The organism is Streptomyces sp. NRRL WC-3605, assembly GCF_001509795.1.
GTDB lineage: Bacteria > Actinomycetota > Actinomycetes > Streptomycetales > Streptomycetaceae > Streptomyces > Streptomyces viridochromogenes.
In genome coordinates this window covers 1-16,787 of the sequence record NZ_LLZN01000051.1, presented here as the reverse complement: position 1 = coordinate 16,787, position 16,787 = coordinate 1, and the positions used below count along the sequence as shown (strand labels likewise).

Annotated in this window: 11 protein-coding genes; 7 read left to right on the top strand and 4 right to left on the bottom strand. The window is 71.2% G+C overall.

From position 1 onward, the window contains the following. Positions 1-300 precede the first annotated feature (300 nt). The 4 genes from ADL34_RS14675 to infA all read left to right on the top strand — a co-directional run bounded on the left by ADL34_RS14675 (position 301) and on the right by infA (position 5,994). The gene (locus ADL34_RS14675; protein ID WP_062668443.1) at positions 301-3,087 is read left to right on the top strand and encodes a glycosyl hydrolase; all 2,787 of its coding nucleotides are present in this window, start codon (positions 301-303) and stop codon (positions 3,085-3,087) included. 246 nt (positions 3,088-3,333) lie between these two features. After that, positions 3,334-4,761, top strand: coding sequence for a M1 family metallopeptidase (locus ADL34_RS14670; protein ID WP_062668444.1), 1,428 nt, complete (start codon positions 3,334-3,336; stop codon positions 4,759-4,761). A 220-nt stretch (positions 4,762-4,981) separates the two neighbouring features. Further along, entirely contained in the window at positions 4,982-5,773 is a 792-nt protein-coding gene (locus ADL34_RS14665; protein ID WP_062668445.1) for a GNAT family N-acetyltransferase, read from the top strand. Next, entirely contained in the window at positions 5,770-5,994 is a 225-nt protein-coding gene (gene infA / locus ADL34_RS14660) for a translation initiation factor IF-1 (protein WP_062668446.1), read from the top strand. The genes ADL34_RS14665 and infA overlap by 4 nt, the downstream gene beginning before the upstream one ends. Positions 5,995-6,043: 49 nt before the next feature. Here the strand turns inward: infA and ADL34_RS14655 are convergent, their stop codons facing one another. The 3 genes from ADL34_RS14655 to ADL34_RS14645 form a co-directional block, all read right to left on the bottom strand. Further along, positions 6,044-7,345: a phosphatase PAP2 family protein gene (locus ADL34_RS14655; protein WP_062668447.1), complete on the bottom strand. Its 1,302-nt coding sequence runs from the start codon at positions 7,343-7,345 to the stop codon at positions 6,044-6,046. Between the two features lie 318 nt (positions 7,346-7,663). Next, complete coding sequence (locus ADL34_RS14650; protein ID WP_062668448.1) at positions 7,664-9,931, bottom strand: M4 family metallopeptidase; 2,268 nt, start codon at positions 9,929-9,931, stop codon at positions 7,664-7,666. 334 nt (positions 9,932-10,265) lie between these two features. Continuing rightward, complete coding sequence (locus ADL34_RS14645; RefSeq protein ID WP_107115639.1) at positions 10,266-10,799, bottom strand: DinB family protein; 534 nt, start codon at positions 10,797-10,799, stop codon at positions 10,266-10,268. Positions 10,800-10,944: 145 nt separating this feature from the next. Between ADL34_RS14645 and ADL34_RS14640 the strand changes: the two genes are divergently transcribed. Next, positions 10,945-12,276 (top strand): SGNH/GDSL hydrolase family protein, encoded by a 1,332-nt coding sequence (locus ADL34_RS14640; protein ID WP_062668450.1) that lies wholly within the window; start codon positions 10,945-10,947, stop codon positions 12,274-12,276. Positions 12,277-12,294: 18 nt separating this feature from the next. On the opposite strand, the gene ADL34_RS14635 is transcribed toward ADL34_RS14640, so the two are convergent. Beyond that, a complete protein-coding gene (locus ADL34_RS14635) occupies positions 12,295-12,855 on the bottom strand; it encodes a GNAT family N-acetyltransferase (protein ID WP_062668451.1) in 561 nt (186 codons plus the stop codon). 192 nt (positions 12,856-13,047) lie between these two features. Between ADL34_RS14635 and ADL34_RS14630 the strand changes: the two genes are divergently transcribed. Next, on the top strand, positions 13,048-13,836 hold the full coding sequence (locus tag ADL34_RS14630; protein WP_062668452.1) for an SAM-dependent methyltransferase: 789 nt from the start codon (positions 13,048-13,050) through the stop codon (positions 13,834-13,836). A gap of 283 nt (positions 13,837-14,119) precedes the next feature. Continuing rightward, positions 14,120-16,787 (top strand): PQQ-dependent sugar dehydrogenase (locus tag ADL34_RS14625; RefSeq protein WP_062668453.1); only part of this gene is annotated, 2,668 nt, incomplete at its 3' end.

Sequence of the window (16,787 nt, the reverse complement as noted above, 5' to 3'; positions counted from 1 at the left end):
TCCACCACCGCCGTGATCCCCGGGAGGCGTGATCGCCGGGACACCCGACCGGCGCACCCGTCGGCCCGCCCCTCCCCTAGCCGCAGCCGCAGCCGCCGAGCCACTGAGCCCCTTCGCCCCAACTCCCCCACCCCACACCCCCCTTCACACCAGACCATCAACCTGCGAAGACAAAACGGATTTCAACTACCGGCTGTGTTCAACGCATTGACACGCTCATTACGCAGCATTTACGTTCCGGCCATCTGAGAGCGCTCTCAAACTCTCGGACTCCCCTCCAGTGAAGACTTGAGGTGCCCCATGCGATCCCCACGCACCAGACCGGCGGCCGTCCTGCTGCTGGCCTCAGCCCTCGCCGCCTTCGGTCTGGGCCCGGCCGCCACTCCGGCGGCCGCGGCCACCGTGCCCGTAGGCAACGGCAGTTACTCCGACACCCGGCCCGCCGGCACGTCCGGCCCCACCACCAACACAGGGACACCCGTCACCCCCAAGGTGACGTCCGCCGCCCGGAGCCGGCCCGTCCCCACCAACGACTGGTGGTCCTCCCTGGCCTTCCAGCGGTACGGCGACAACCCGTGGTCGACCCCCATGTACGGCCACCCGCTCACCTACCAGGCCACGGCCGGCGGCCTCGACGTCGGCTACCCGACCTCCCCGGCGATCGTCGGCGACGGCCGCCAGTACGAGTACGCCCACAAGCGGGACCTCACCATCGGACTGACCGGCCTCAACTCCCCCGACACGAAGGCCGACGACTGGTCCGACTGGACGGTCACCCCCCTGTGGTCCGACGGCACCCGCACCCTGCGGACCACGATCGGCCACGGCTCCCCGTTCGTATACGCCAAGGGCACGGGCGGCAACGCCCAGATCACCACCGCGGGCGCGCCCACCGTCTTCGCCGACCAGGGCAACGTCCTCGGCATCACCGTCGCCGGGCACCACTACGCGCTGTTCGCGCCGAGCGGCAGCGACTGGAACGTCTCCGGTTCCACCGTCACCGCCGGGCTCGGCGGCAAGGACTACTTCTCGGTCGCCGTGCTGCCGTCCACCGGCGCCCTGTCCACCTTCGCGAAGTACGCCTTCAGCTTCGTCACCGACTCCAAGGCGACCTGGAACTACAGCGGCGGCACCGTGCGGGCCACGTACACCCTCACCACGGAGGCGAAGGAGGGGAGCGAGCGCGGCACGCTCCAGGCCCTCTACCGCCACCAGTGGCTGAACACCTCGGACGCGCTGACCTCGTACACCTACGTCTCGCCGCGCGGCACCATGAAGGTCCGCGAGGGGGCCTCGTTCAGCACGAGCCAGAAGGCGTCGGCGGTGCTGCCCGCGCTGCCCAAGTCGAGCGGGGTGGACGCGGCGCGGCTGCGCGGCTACCTCAACGACGTCGTGAACGCCTCCGACCCGTTCTCCGGGGCGTCCGACACGTACTGGACCGGCAAGGCTCTCGGCCGGCTCGCGCAACTGGTGCCCGTCGCCGAGCAGATCGGTGAGACCGGCATCCGCGACCGGATGCTGAACCTGATGAAGGGCAAGCTGCAGGACTGGTTCACGGCGGGCGGCGCCAACGAGTTCAGCTACGACAAGGACTGGAAGACGCTCACCGGCTACCCCGCCTCCTACGGCAGCGACACCGAGCTGAACGACCACCACTTCCACTACGGCTACTACGTCTACGCGGCGGCGATCGTCGCCCAGTACGACCCGGCCTGGGCCGCCGACTCCGCGTGGGGCGGCATGGTCAAGACGCTCGTCCGGGACACCGCCAACCCGAGCCGCACCGACTCCGCGTTCCCCTTCCTGCGCGGCTTCGACGTCTACGCCGGGCACAGCTGGGCCTCCGGTCACCAGGGGTTCGCCGCCGGCAACAACCAGGAGTCGTCGTCCGAGTCGACCAACCTCAGCGCGGCCCTCGTCCTGTGGGGGTCGGCCACCGGTGACACCTCGCTGCGCGACCTCGGCACCTTCCTGCTGACCACAGAGTCGGAGGCGATAGCACAGTACTGGTTCGACGCCGACGAGCAGGTCTTCCCGTCCTCCTTCGGACACGACACGGCCGGCATGGTGTGGGGCAGCGGCGCCGCCTACGCCACCTGGTGGACGGCCAACCCCGAGGAGATCCACGGCATCAACGTCCTTCCCGTGACCGGTGGTTCGCTCCACCTCGGCGGGGAGAAGGCCGCGATCCGGCGCAACATCGCCGAGATGGAACGGGAGAACGGCGGCCCGGCGGTCGAATGGCGGGACATCCTGTGGGAGTTCCAGTCCTTCGCCGACCCGGCGTCGGCCAAGTCCAAGTGGGACGCCGGGAACGGCGGTTACACCCCGGAGGAGGGCGAGTCGAAGGCGCACACGTACCACTGGATCAGCACCCTCGACACGCTCGGCGCCCCGGACGCCTCCGTCACCGGGGACATCCCGACCTCCGCCGTCTTCACGAAGGGCTCGACCCGCACCTACGTGGCCCACAACCACGGTTCGTCGGCCCGGACCGTCACCTTCTCGGACGGCAAGACCCTGTCGGTGCCGGCGCGTTCGACGGCCAGCGGCACAGGGGCCGGCTCGGAAGACCCCGACCCCGATCCCGACCCGGAGGACCCGCCCACGGGGAACGTCTTCCAGCTGCGCGGCGGCGGCGTCCTCACGACCTCGACCGGCGGTACGGCGGGCAGCGACACGATCCCGTCGGCGGGCGGCACCAACCACGACGGCACGCCGTACCAGCCCCTCGTCTACGAGGCGCGGGGAGTGAACGGCACGCTCACCTCGGGCGCCGGCACCACGTTCCGGCTCCAGGTCGACGCGGGCACCACGGTCGGCCTCGGCCAGCAGGCCCGGATCAGCTACGACCTGACCGGTGACGGCACCTTCGACCGGACGGAGACGTACAACTACTTCGCCACCGACCCGGTCACCGGGTGGGAGGAGTACAGCCAGGCCCGGGGCCTCAGGTCCAGCACGGGCACTCTGGGGAACCTCAAGGGCGGCACCGTGCGCCTGGAGGTGTGGAGCGCCATCGGCAACGGTTCTTCGAAGCTGCAGACCGGCACCGACAAGTCGGTGGTGGTGATCCCCTTCAGCTGATCGGCCGTAGTGATTCCGGTCAGCTGATGCCGTTCAGCCGACCGGAAGGCCGCGCGGCGGACGACGGGACCCCACCCCCTCGTCCGCCGCGCGGACCCGTGCCACCCGCACGGGTGAGGGTGACTGCTGGACAGCCCACTCCGGGCGGCACCCTCACGGGAATTGACCCGAGCATGGGAAAACCGGGCTCGCGTCGCCTCTAGTCTGGCGGCCAGCCGATCTTCAGCCACCCCCTCAGGAGTTCCCGTGACGTCACCGAGCAGCCAGCCCGCCCGGCGCATACCCGCCCTGCTCCGCCGCAAGGCGCTCCTCGCCGCCGTCCCCGTGACCGTGACGGCGCTCCTCGCCGGCGCGGGCCCCGCGGTGGCCCACGGCACCGGTTCGGCGGGCGTCGGTGACCCGTACTTCCCACTGGCCGGCAACGGCGGCTACCACGTGGGGCACTACGACCTGACGCTGCGCTACGACACCGGCAGCCGCCGTCTGGAGGGCCGGGCGGTCCTCACCGCCCGCGCCACGCACCGCCTCACCCGCTTCGACCTCGACCTCAAGGGCCTGAAGGTCACCTCGGTCACCGTCGACCGCGCGCCGGCGGACTTCCGCCGCTCCGGGCAGGAACTCGTCGTCACCCCGCGCCGCGCGCTGCCCGCCGGCCGGGCGTTCCGCGTCACCGTCGACTACCACGGCACCCCGAAGCCGGTCACCGACCCGGACGGCTCCCCCGACGGCTGGATCCCCACGGACGACGGCGCCTTCGTGGCGGGCGAGCCGCAGGGCGCGATGACGTGGTTCCCCGCGAACAACCACCCCACCGACAAGTCGACTTACGACTTCACCGTCACCGTGCCCGAGGGACGTACGGCGGTGGCCAACGGCGTGCTGCGCGGGCAGCGCACCGCGCACGGCCGCACCACGTTCCGCTGGCACGCGGCCGAGCCCATGGCCGCCTACCTGGCCACCGTCACCGTCGGCACCTTCAAGGTCGAGCAGTACACCACCCGCGACGGCGTCAAGGTCTACAACGCCGTCGACCCACGGGAGGCCCGGGCGGCCGCGCCGGTGCTGAAGAAGCTGCCCGAGGTCCTCTCCTGGGAGAGCGGCCTGTTCGGGCCCTACCCGTTCCGCGCGGCGGGCTCGATCGTCGACCACGCCCCGGACGTCGGCTACGCGCTGGAGACCCAGACCCGGCCGGTGTACGACTCGGCGCCCGACCTCGCCACGCTGGTGCACGAGAGCGCCCACCAGTGGTTCGGCGACTCGGTGTCCCTGACCACGTGGAAGGACATCTGGCTCAACGAGGGCTTCGCCACGTACGCCGAATGGCTGTACGACGAGCATCACGGCGGCGACACCGCGCAGAAGACCTTCGACGCCCTGTACGCCCGCCCCGCGAGCGACGAGCTGTGGGCGTACCCGCCCGCCGATCCGGGCAGCGGCGAGAACATCTTCGGGACCCCCGTGTACGCGCGCGGCGCGATGGCCCTGCACGAACTGCGGCGCGCGGTCGGCGACAAGACGTTCCTGCGCATCCTGCGGGCCTGGGCGACGAGCCACCGTGACGGGCACGGCACGACGGCCCAGTTCGTGAAGCTCGCCGAGGCCACGTCGGGCAAGCGGCTGGGCGGCCTGTTCCAGACCTGGCTGTTCTCGCAGGGCAAGCCGCGCCGCGCCTGAGCGGGGCGGGGACGGCGGTCGAGCGTGCCGGGACGTTAATGAGTGGAGCGGCCCACCGCGCCGCTGCTAGGTTCGCGGTGGACCGTCGAATCGTCGTAGGAGGTGAGCCCCGTGAACACAGTCACCCATGGGTGCTCCCTCATCCCGTCACGGTCCGGCGGCTGACCTTCGGTGTCGCCAGGAGCGCCTGAGATCGAGGCTCTCCTGGAAGGGGACTCCGATGGATTCGAGAACTCACGCAACAGGTCCGGCCGGACACGCGACGCTGGTCACGCGGGTCGCGTACGGGCAGTGGCACGCGCTGGAGGACGACCTGGTGGTCGGCCGGGGGCATCTGCAGCACCGCCCGGACGGCCGCCTGTTCATCAGTGTCGACGCCTGGCACGACGCCGCCTTCGCGCGGCTCGCCGAGGCGATGACGGCGGCGCTTCCGGGGCCGCTGCACACCGTGGTCGACGAGGCCGACAGCGAGCTGGCGGCCGCCTGGCGGCGGGCCGGTTTCACGGTCGCGCGCCGGGAGGTGGAGTACGCCGTGCCCACCGGCCCGGAGGTCACCGGGCTATGTGTGCCCGTACCGCCGCCAGGCGTCACCCTCGTGCCCGCCGGACAGGCGGACGAGGAGATGCTGCGGGAGGTGGACCACGCCATCCGTGCCGAGGTCGAGGCGACCGTCGGCTGGCGGGCGATGCCCGCCGAGGTGGTGCCCCGCGCCGACGGCGACACCATCGTCGACCCGTCGCTGTACGCGGTGGCCGCGACGGACGAACGCTATCTGGGGCTGATCCGGGTGGTGCGGGTGAAGCGGCCCCGGATCGGGCTGCTCGCGGTGCGGGCCGATGACCGCCGCCGTGGCGTCGGGCGGGCTCTGCTCGCCCACGCGCTGGGTGTGCTCCACCGGGCCGGGATCTCCGAGGCGTGGACCGAGGTCGACGCCTCGAACCCGGCGGCGACGGCGCTGTTCCGGGGCGCGGGGGCGCGGCCGGTGGGCAGCACGCTGGAGCTGGTCCGATGACGGGGCACAAGAACGTCATCGAGGTCGAGGGCAAGGTCGTCGAGTGCCTGCGCAGCGCCATGTTCACCGTGGAGCTGGAGAACGGGCACCAGGTCCTCGCGCACATCAGCGGGAAGATCCGCAAGCACTACATCCGGATCATGCTGGGCGACCGGGTCCTGGTGGAGCTTCCGCCGTACGACCTGGCGCGGGGGCGGATCGTGTTCCGGTACCGGAACTAGACAGGAGGCGGGGCCCGGTCCTGGACCGGGCCCCGCCGTCGTACCGGCCTCAGGCCGGTTCGGGGTGCGGGCTCGGCTGCCGGGCCGGGACCTGGCCCGCGTCGGCCTCCCAGAGCCTGGTCGTGCGGATGTAGACGTAGATCACCGAGGCCATCGCCAGGACCAGCAGCAGACCCCAGATCCGCGGGTGCAGGGCCATCTCCACGGGCAGGTAGCGGTAGCTCAGCAGGAGTGCGGCGAACACCGTCGTACCGTACGAGACCAGCGCGGTCGCCCGTCTGTCCCAGCCTCGCACCTGCGCCCGCAGCGCCCCCTCGATCGTCAGCGCGAACACCACGCCGGCGAGCAGGTCCACGCCGTAGTGGTAGCCGAAGCCGAGGGTGGCGGTGAGGGTGGCGACCAGCCAGAAGGTGCCGGCGTAGCGCAGCAGTCGCGGGGCCCTGCGGGTGTGGATGAAGATCGCGATGCTCCAGGCCGTGTGCAGGCTCGGCATGCAGTTGCGGGGGGTGAGCCCGTCGTACGGCATCGGGTGCGGGGTGCTGAGGGCGGGCGGGGTGTGGGGCCACAGGTTGACCAGTGCCCACTCCGCGCCACCGGTTCCGGACGCGCCGGGGCCGTAGGCGAAGACGGGGCCGACGACCGGGAAGATCATGTAGAAGGCCGGGCCGAGCAGGCCGATGACCAGGAAGGTGCGCACCAGGTGGTGGCGCGGGAAGCGGCGTTCGGCGGCCACGTTGCGCAGCTGGTAGAGGGCGACGACGACGGCGGCCACGGCGAGCTGGGCGTAGACGAGCTGGACGACGGTGTTGCCGACCGGACCGGTGGCCTCCAGCATCCGCCCGACGAGCCACGACGGGTCGCCGAGGGCGCGGTCGGCGGTGGCGACATAGGGGTCGAGCACCATCGTGTGGGTCTTGGCCGTGATGATCAGCCAGGTGTCCCCGGTCTTGCGGCCCGCTATGAGCAGGAAGGCCAGTCCCACGCCCTTGAGCAGCAGGGTGCGTTCGGCGCCGGTGCGGCGGATCACGGCGATGACCGCGAACGCCAGGATCACCCAGAGCGCGCCGCTGCCGAGGAAGTACTCGCTGGGAGCCGCGACGCCGAACGCCTGGCGTATCAGGGCGAAGACGACGTCGATGCCGATCGCGACGCCTGCCGCGAGGAGGCGCTCCCGCCAGGTGAGCACCACCATCAGCAGGGCCAGACCGGCGTACAGCGGTCCCGGTTTGGGGGCGTACACGAGGTCCTTGACCTGACTGGTCATCGGTCCCTCGACGCCGATGCGACGCGCGGCGATCTCCAGCGCGACCAGGAAGCCGAGGACCGCCAGACCGGCCGCGGTCCAGAACATCGCCCGTGGCCGGCGCCACAGGGCGGGGCGTTCGGCCGTGTCCGTTTCACCCGGAGAGGTCCGCTGCGATATGGAACTCACCTTTGGGCCCGATGTGTCATGGGCAACCAAGCCACCTTTCGCGTCGCCCGGCGTGCCCTCCTGGGTGGGACCGCCGTCGGTGCGCACATCGTATCCGGGCGCCGAAGGGCGTTTTCCGCTGGTCATCCGCAGCGCGTCGGGCACCCGCCCCGCCTCGTGACGGCACCGCCGTCCGGACCCCCGAAGGGCCCGGACGGGGGCACGCGGTGACCTGGGTCAGAGGTCAGGCGTCAGGGGTCAGGGGGTCAGGGTCCAGCGGGCGATGTGGCCGACGTCGATGGACGCCCGGTCCTGCACGCGCAGCGACCAGGTGCCGTTGAGCGGCTGCGCCGAGGCGTCGACGGTGAAGGTCTGGTCGACGTTGTCGGCGGAGCCACCGCTGCGGTTGAGCAGCGGGTAGACGGTGCCGTCGGGGCCGACGAGGTCGACGACCAGGTCACCGCGGTAGGTGTGGACGATGTTGACGTAGACCGAGGTGGTCGCGGAGGCGTTGCCCTCGCGGCCGGTGATGGTCACCGGGGACTGGACGGCCGCCCCGTTGTCGGGGATGTCCACGCGGGTGGCGTTCGCGTAGACGTAGGCGATCTGCCAGGTGAAGGTGTCCGAGGCGGTCGCTCCCGTGCTGTCGGTGACCGTGACGGTGACGTCACTGGTGCCGAGGGTGGCCGGGGTGCCGCTGATCAGTCCGGTCGGGCTGATGCTCAGCCCCTCGGGCAGGCCCTCGGCCTCGTAGGTGAGGCTCGCCCCGGAGTTGGTGGTGTAGGCGTCCAGCTGGAGGCCGACCTCCTGGTTGACGCCGCTGATCTGGTCGGCGACCGGGGCGAGGTTCACGCCGAGCGCGATGCGGTTGCCGACGTTGATGCCGGCCCAGGCGTCGGCGACGGCGAGGTAGGTCGGGCTGTAGGCGCCGAACAGGTCCGCGGCGGCGGACAGGGTGGCGGTGCGGGCCCCGGCGTAGTTGGTGGTCGACGTCATGTACGTCGTCAGCGCGCGGTACCAGATGGCGGCGGCGTTCTCGATGCCGATGCCGGTGACGGACTGTCCGTCGTAGGTCGGGCTGTCGTAGTCGACGCCGTTGACGGTCTTCGGGCCGCTGCCCTCGGACAGCAGGTAGAAGAAGTGGTTGGCGGGACCGGAGGAGTAGTGGACGTCGATGCCGCCCAGCGTGGAGCTCCAGTTGTCCTTCGAGGCACCGTCCTTGGAGGGCTTGTCCATGTAGCGCAGCGGGGTGCCGTCACCGTTGATGTCGATCTTCTCGCCGACGAAGTAGTCACCGGGGTCGGCGGGCAGGTTCTCGTGGAACTCGACGGCCGCGGCGAAGATGTCCGAGGTGGCCTCGTTGAGGCCGCCGGACTCGCCGGAGTACACCAGTCCCGCGGTGGCGGCGGTGACGCCGTGGCTCATCTCGTGGGCGGCCACGTCGAGCGCGGTCAACGGGTGGTTGTTGCCGGCGCCGTCGCCGTACGTCATGCAGAAGCAGGAGTCCTGCCAGAAGGCGTTGACGTAGTTGTTGCCGTAGTGGGCGCGGCTGTACGCGGCGACGCCGTCGTTGCGGATGCCGTTGCGGCCGTAGGTGTCCTTGTAGTAGTCCCAGGTCGCCGCGGCGCCGAAGGCCACGTCGACGCCCGCCGTCTGGCGGTCGGAGGGCTGCCCGTTGCCCCAGACATCGTTGTCGTCCGTGAAGAGGGTGCCGGTGCCCGAGGTGCCCTGGTTCAGGTCGTAGGTCTTCTGGTTTGCCCGGTCCGGGTCGACGAGCTGGTACGTCGATCCTGACGCGGTGGTGCCGATCTCGACCTCTCCGACGAACTGGCCCGTGCCGGAGCCGGTGTGCACCTTCTCGGCGGACAGGAGCTGCTTGCCGGTGGCGGCGTCGGTGACGACCTGGAGTTCGCTCGGGGTGCCGTCCTTCTGGACGCCCTCGACGACGGTCTCCCAGGCGAGGACGGGCTTGCCGCTGCCGGCCCAGACGACCAGGCGGGGTGCCCGCTCCGTCTCGGGGCTCTTGACGTCGGCCTTCTCGGACGCGCCGAGGGCCTTGGCGGCCGCGCCGGATGCCGTGATCTTCGGGGTGAGCGAGGACAGCGCGAGGGTCGCCTTGCTGGCCTTGGTGACGGTCGCACGGCCGCTCTTGTCGTGGACGACGAGGTCGCCGCCGAGGACGGGGAGTCCGGCGTAGGTGCGTTCGTAGCGGGTGTGCGTGGTGCCGTCGGCGTCGCGGACGACGTCCTTGACGAGGAGCTTCTCCTTGCCGCCGAGACCGATCCGCTGTGCGGTGCCGGCCGCCGCCGACTGGGCGCTCTTGATGAGGGCCGTGCGGCGGGCGGGGGTCAGGGCGGCCGGGGCGGCGCCCGCCCGGGGTGTGGCGGTGATCTTCGCGGGGCCCGGGTCGGCCGGCGCGGCGGCGGCGAGGCCGGGAGCGGCCAGGGCCAGCAGGGCTCCGACGGCGGTGAGGGCTATCCCGGTTGCGCGTCTGCGCCGGACGAGGGCGCGGTGTCGCAGGGACAAGGTGACTCCTTCAGGACGACGGTCGGCCCGTGTGGGGGCCGTGGACGAGAGGACCGGCGGGGTGGGCCGGTCCCTAGCGCTGCACGGCATGCGGGTGGAAGGAGGTGGGGGGTGGGAACGCCCGCCACGTGGTGACCACGTGGACGGACGGTGAACTCGAGCAGAAGGGTGACACCGGACCTTGCATTTGTCATGAGACCGCCAATGCGACGGCTTGAATTGACCATGCAACTCGGGCAAATGGGCGCGGTGGGAGCGGGATTTCGGCCTCGGGTGGTCACGCGCCCTGTCGGGCAGCGCTGTGTGCCGGTGACTCCGTCGATCCGATCGCGGGTCAGGTCCCGGTGACCCCGTCGATCCGTTCGCGGATCAGGTCGGCGTGGCCGTTGTGACGGGCGTACTCCTCGATCAGGTGCACCAGGATCCAGCGCAGGGAGACGCCCGCGTCGCCGACGATCGCGGCGTCCCGCTCGGGCAGGCGCCCGGCGTCGTCGAGCGAGGCTTCGGCGGTCAGCTCACGGCCCCGGGCGATCTGCTTCCGCCAGGCAGCCGTCACCTCCTCGAGGCCGCGGTCCGGGTCGAGCGTGAAGCCGAGGGTGTTGCCGTCCCCGAAGACGGGCGGGACGTCCAGGGACGCGAAGATCCGCTGGAACCAGTTGCGTTCCACTTCGGCCATGTGCTGCACGATGCCGAGCAGCGTCATCGAGGAGGGGGGCACCGCCGCCTGCCGCAGCCGCTCGTCGTCGAGGCCCGCGCACTTCAGGGCGAGGGTGGCGCGGTGAAAGTCGAGCCACGCCTCCAGCATGGAGCGTTCATCGGCGTGCGGGGGTGGAACGGGCCGTCCGTCGGGTGTCGTGGTCGTCGCCATGGCCCCACCGTGGCAGCAACGGGCCTACTGCGTATGTGACTTCGCCCGCGACGAACGCATGGCGCTCGGGCGGGGTTGCCCGCACCGGGGCGGGGAAAGGCTCTTCACGCTCGTGACACCCGTCCCACGGGAAGGACAGGAACCAATGAGCTCTCTTCTCCCCCGCATCCCCCACCGCCCCGACCGGCTCCGCCGCCTCCGCCGTCTCCGGGCAGGCCGCCTCGCCGCGGCCCTCGCCTTCGCCCTGACGACGTCCGTGATCGCCGCCTCCGCCCCCACTGCGGCCGGGGCGCAGCGCCCGTCGGCCTCGAAAGGCTGGTTCACGTCCTGGGCAAGCTCCCAACAGGGGCTCGCTTCTGAGCAGTTGGACGACCAGTCGGTGCGCATGATCAGCCATCTGAGTCAGGGCGGTGACGCGCTGCGGGTTCGTCTGCAGAACACCTTCGGGAAGACGCCGCTGACGGTGACGGCGACGACCGTCGCGCACAGCGACGGCGACGGCGCGGCGACGGACGGTGCCCCGGTAGCCGTCACCTTCGCCGGGCGCCGCACGGTCGTCGTACCGGCCGGGGGTGAGGTGTGGAGCGATCCGGCCCGGATCGGCACGGCCGCCCAGGACGACGTCGCGGTTTCCGTCTCCGTGTCCGGCACCGTGGACGCGGGGATCCACAACAGCGCCTTCCGCACCAACTACCTGACCCCGCCCGGCTCCGGCGACCACACCGCCGACGCCTCGGGCGCCGCGTACACGCGGACGACCGGCTCCACCTATCTGGTCAGCGCCGTCGACGTGCACAACCCGCGGCTGCGCGGCACGCTCGTCGCGTACGGCAGTTCGGTGGTCGACGGGACCGGGTCGACCGACTGCGGGCCCGGCTGTCAGCGTCCGGGGGAGGATCTGCGGTGGACGGACGGAGTCGCGCGGCGCATCACCGAAGAACTGCCCGCCGACCGGCAGTTCACCGTCGCCAACGCCGGTGTCGGCGGCACCACCAGCGCCGCCACCTGCCCCCGCATGGACCCCTCGCTGCGCGGCCTGGACGCGGTGTCCCGCCTCGAACGCGATGTCCTCGACCTGCACGGTGTCACGGGCGTCCTGTACTACTACGGCACCAACGACCTCGCGGCCGGGTGCGAGGCCGCACCGATCCTGGACAGCTACCGGGACGTCTTCCGGCGGCTGCGGGCCGCGGGCGTCAAGGTGTACGTCACGCCCATCACCCCGCGCCCCGGCTACACGGACCAGAACAATCGGGACCGGCACACCGTCAGCACGTTCGTCTCGACGTGGAACACGTGCGCCGCCACCTGTGACGGGGTGCTGCCCTTCGACCAGGTGCTGAGGGACCCGGTGAAGCCGAACAGCATCAACCCGCCGTACGACACCGGGGACGGCGTGCACGCCAACATCGCCGGTCAGCAGGCCCTCGCGGACATCGTGTCCCTGCCCATGCTGGCGGCGTCGGCGTCCCGCTGAGCACGCCCCGCCGGGCGGTCACTCCGGTGTCGCGGTGGTGACATGGTGCGAGGCCGGGGCCGCCCGCCGGCCGAGCCACTGCTCGGCACCCCAGGCCCGGAACACCTCCACCTCGGTGAAGCCGAGCTTCGCCGCGAGGCGCATGGAGCGGGCGTTCGCGGTCTGCGTGGCGAGCACCACCGGCTCACCGGGCAGGGAGGCGTCGATCCAGTCGAGCGCCGCCGCGCACGCTTCGGCGGCGTATCCGCGCCCCCACGCCCGCGGCAGGAACAGATAGCCGAGGTCGACCTTCCCCACGGCCGCCGCCGTGCGGTGCTCGGTGACCCTGCGGACCAGGACGTGCCCGATCATCCGCCCGTCGAGCTCGACGACGAAGCTGCCCGGCCACCGCTCGGGCACGTCCGGCGTCTCCCGCTCGAGTTCGTCGCGCTGCCGGGGGCCTCCGAGGTAGGTGTGCACCTCCGGCGCCGCCAGCAGCTCGATGAAGGTCGCACGGTCCCGCGCCTCGGCGGCGCGCAGCACGAGCCGTTCGGTCCTGATCGGTGCGGGTGGCCAGGTCACGGGTCCGAGGACGGTCATACCGGCAGGCTAGGGGAAGGTGGTTCCGTCCGTGCGCTCTCCCGCCATACCGTCGCCGTCCTGTTCCTCGCCGACGGAGACGAGACGACCGGCCTCCCTCAACTCCGGCTGTACTCACGGGAAATGGTGGAGCGACGTAAGATCGATTCGCGAACGCGGTCCGTTCTCCCCCACCGGCGCGATGGAGCTGACATGACGACCGATTCCCAGCCGTCCGTGCAGATCGACACCAGCAGGGCCCATCCTGCCCGCGTGTACGACTGGCTGCTCGGCGGCAAGGACAACTACCCCGTGGACGAGGCGGTGGGTGAGCGGCTGCCTCCGGAGGCACGCGACGGTGCCCGCCAGAACCGGCAGTTCATGCACCGGGCCGCCGCGTGGCTCGCTTCCCAGGGCACCGACCAGTTCCTGGACATAGGCACCGGCATCCCCACCGAGCCGAACCTCCACCAGGTCGTGCAGAACGTCGTGCCGTCCGCCAAGGTGGTCTACGCCGACAACGACCCGATCGTCCTGCGGCACGCCGAGGCGCTGCTGGTCAGCTCGCCCGAGGGGGCCACCGACTACATCCAGGCGGACGTGCGCGACCCCGAGTCGATCGTCGAGCACGCCCGGCGCGTGCTGGACTTCGACCGGCCCGTCGCGCTGTCCCTGATCGCCCTGATGCACTTCATCAGCGACGAGCAGGACGCCCACGGGATCGTCCACGCGCTGGTGGAGACCCTCCCGTCGGGCAGCCACCTGATCCTGTCCCACGCCTCGTCCGACCTGTTCCCGGAGCTCTCGGACCAGGTGGTCGCCGAGTACGCGAAGGGCGGCATCCGGCTCGCGTTCCGGCCCCGCCCGGAGGTGGAGCGGTTCTTCGACGGGCTGGACCTCGTGGCGCCGGGTCTGGTGACGGCGACCGAGTGGGCGCCGTCCTCCCTCGCCGCCGAGGCGGAGCCCAGCGGCATCTACGCGGGCGTGGCGCGCGTGCGCTGAGCCTTCTCCGCCGGAGAGGCGGGACCAGCCTCCGCAAGGGGGGCGGGGCTCCGCACCGCCACTTTGTCTCCGTTATGAGAAAAGTAGCGAGATCTTGTGCGGAAGGGGTTACGAGCGCGGACGAAGCCCGCTAACTTCCGGGAATTGAAGCGTTCTTGAGGCCCCACGGAATGCGTGGGGCCTGTGCTCGATGGCGCGACGGCGCGCGCCCGCAACCCCCCACCGGCGGTCGTCCGGCGTCCCTCCGGCGACCGCCGCCACCCCGTCTCCCATGGAGTACTCCATGCGCACGAGATCGCCCTCGCTCAGACGTGTCCGTACGGCGCTGCCGGCCGTGGTGTGCGCCCTGGCCCTGGCCCTGCCGCTGGGCCCCGCCGCCGCGGCGGCCCCCGGCGGAGAACCGGCCGCAGGCGAAAGACAAGCCGCCCCCGCGGCGGCCGCCGAGGACTTCCAGCAGGTCACCCTGGCCAAGGGGGTCGCCGAGACCGGCGAACCCATGACGATGACGGTACTGCCGGACCGCTCGGTGCTGCACACCGCGCGGGACGGCACGCTGCGCCGCACCGACGCGGCCGGCTCCACCGCCGTGGCCGGCAGGCTCGACGTCTACAACCATGACGAGGAGGGCCTGCAGGGCGTCGCGGCCGACCCGGGCTTCGCGTCGAACCGGTTCGTCTACCTCTACTACGCCCCGAAGCTCAGCACACCGGGCGGGGACGCCCCTTCGGACGGAAGCGCCTCCGACTTCACCCCGTTCGACGGGGTGAACCGGCTGTCGCGGTTCGTCCTGAAGAGCGACAACACCCTCGACCTCGCCAGCGAGAAGAAGATCCTGGACGTGCCCGCCTCGCGCGGCCTGTGCTGTCACGTCGGCGGCGACATCGACTTCGACGCGGCGGGCAACCTGTATCTGTCGACCGGCGACGACTCCAACCCCTTCGCCTCCGACGGCTTCACGCCGATCGACGAACGCGCCTCCCGCAACCCGGCGTACGACGCACAGCGTTCGGCCGGCAACACCAACGATCTGCGGGGCAAGATCCTGCGGATCAAGGTGAACGCCGACGGCTCGTACACGATCCCGTCCGGGAACCTCTTCGCGCCCGGCACCGCGAAGACCCGGCCCGAGATCTACGCGATGGGCTTCCGCAACCCGTTCCGCATGAGCGTCGACCGGGCCACCGGCATCGTCTACGTGGGTGACTACGGCCCCGACTCCGGCACCGCCAACCCCTCCCGCGGCCCCGCCGGACAGGTCGAGTTCAACCGGGTCACCAAGGCCGGCAACTTCGGCTGGCCGTACTGCACCGGTAGGAACGACGCCTACATGGACTTCGACTTCGCCACCGGCACGTCCGGGTCCCGGTTCGACTGCGCGGCGCCGAGGAACACCTCGCCGCGCAACACCGGCCTCACCGAGCTGCCGCCCGCGCAGCCCGCCTGGATCCCCTACGACGGCGCTTCCGTCCCGGAGTTCGGCAACGGCTCCGAGTCCCCCATGGGCGGCCCCGTCTACCGCTACGACGCCGCCTCCTCCTCGGACGTGAAGTTCCCGCAGGAGTACGACGGCGACTTCTTCGCCGGGGAGTTCGGCCGCCGCTGGATCAAGCGCATCGAGGCCGGCGGCGACGGCACCGTGCAGTCCATCAACGCGTTCCCCTGGGCCGGGACCCAGGTGATGGACATGGCGTTCGGCCCGGACGGCGCCCTGTACGTCCTCGACTACGGCACCGGGTACTTCAACGGGGACGAGAACTCCGCGCTGTACCGCATCGAGCACGTGACGGGCGGACGCGCCCCGTTGGCGCAGGCCAAGGCGAGCGTCACCTCCGGGAAGGCCCCGCTGTCCGTGTCGTTCTCGTCGGCCGGCAGCAGCGACCCCGACGGCGACACGCTCGGCTACGCGTGGACGTTCGGCGACGGCGCCACCTCCACCGCGGCGAATCCGTCCCACACCTACACCGCCGAGGGCCAGTACACGGCCACGCTGAAGGTCACCGATCCGAGCGGCAAGTCCGCCACGGCCTCGGTGCAGATCACCGTCGGCAACACGGCCCCGACCGTGCGGATCGACATGCCCGCCGACGGGCAGATCTACGACTTCGGCGCCGCCATCCCGTTCAAGGTGACGGTCACCGATCCGGAGGACGGGACGATCGACTGCTCCCGGGTGAAGGTCAACTTCATCATCGGGCACGACAGTCACGGGCACCCGCAGACGTCCGCCACCGGCTGCACGGGCACCCTGCAGACCTTGGCGGACGGGGAACACGACCCGAACGCCAACATCTTCGGGGTCGTCGACGCCGAGTACACCGACAAGGGCGCGGCGGGCCAGCCCGCGCTGACGACACACGACCAGCGGGTCACCCAGCCCAGCCATCGGCAGGCCGAGCACTACGGCGGCTCGGCGGGCGTGCAGATCATCCAGAAGACACCGGCGCACGGCGGCCGTACGGTCGGTGAGATCCACAACGGCGACTGGATCTCCTTCACGCCGTACAACCTCGCCAACGCCCGGACCTTCACGGCACGGGTCTCCTCGGCGGGCGCGGGCGGCACCATCGAGGTGCGGAGCGGCTCCGCGACCGGCACGCTGCTCGGCACGGTCACCGTGCCCGTCACCGGCGGCTGGGAGACCTTTCAGGACGTCACGACGTCCCTGAGCAACCAGCCGGCCGCTTCGGCCCCTCTCTTCCTGGTCTTCAAGGGCGGCAGCGGCGCCCTGTTCGACGTGGACGACTTCTCCTTCAGCACGGCCACCGGCGGGGGCAGTCGTTCGGGTGAGGTGCGGGGCGTGAACGGCAAGTGCCTGGACGTCGACAACGCGAACACCGCCGACGGCACCAAGATGCAGATCTGGACCTGCAACACCACCGCCGCCCAGCGCTGGACCGTCGGCACCGACAACACCCTCCGCGCCCTCGGCAAATGCCTCGACATCGACAACG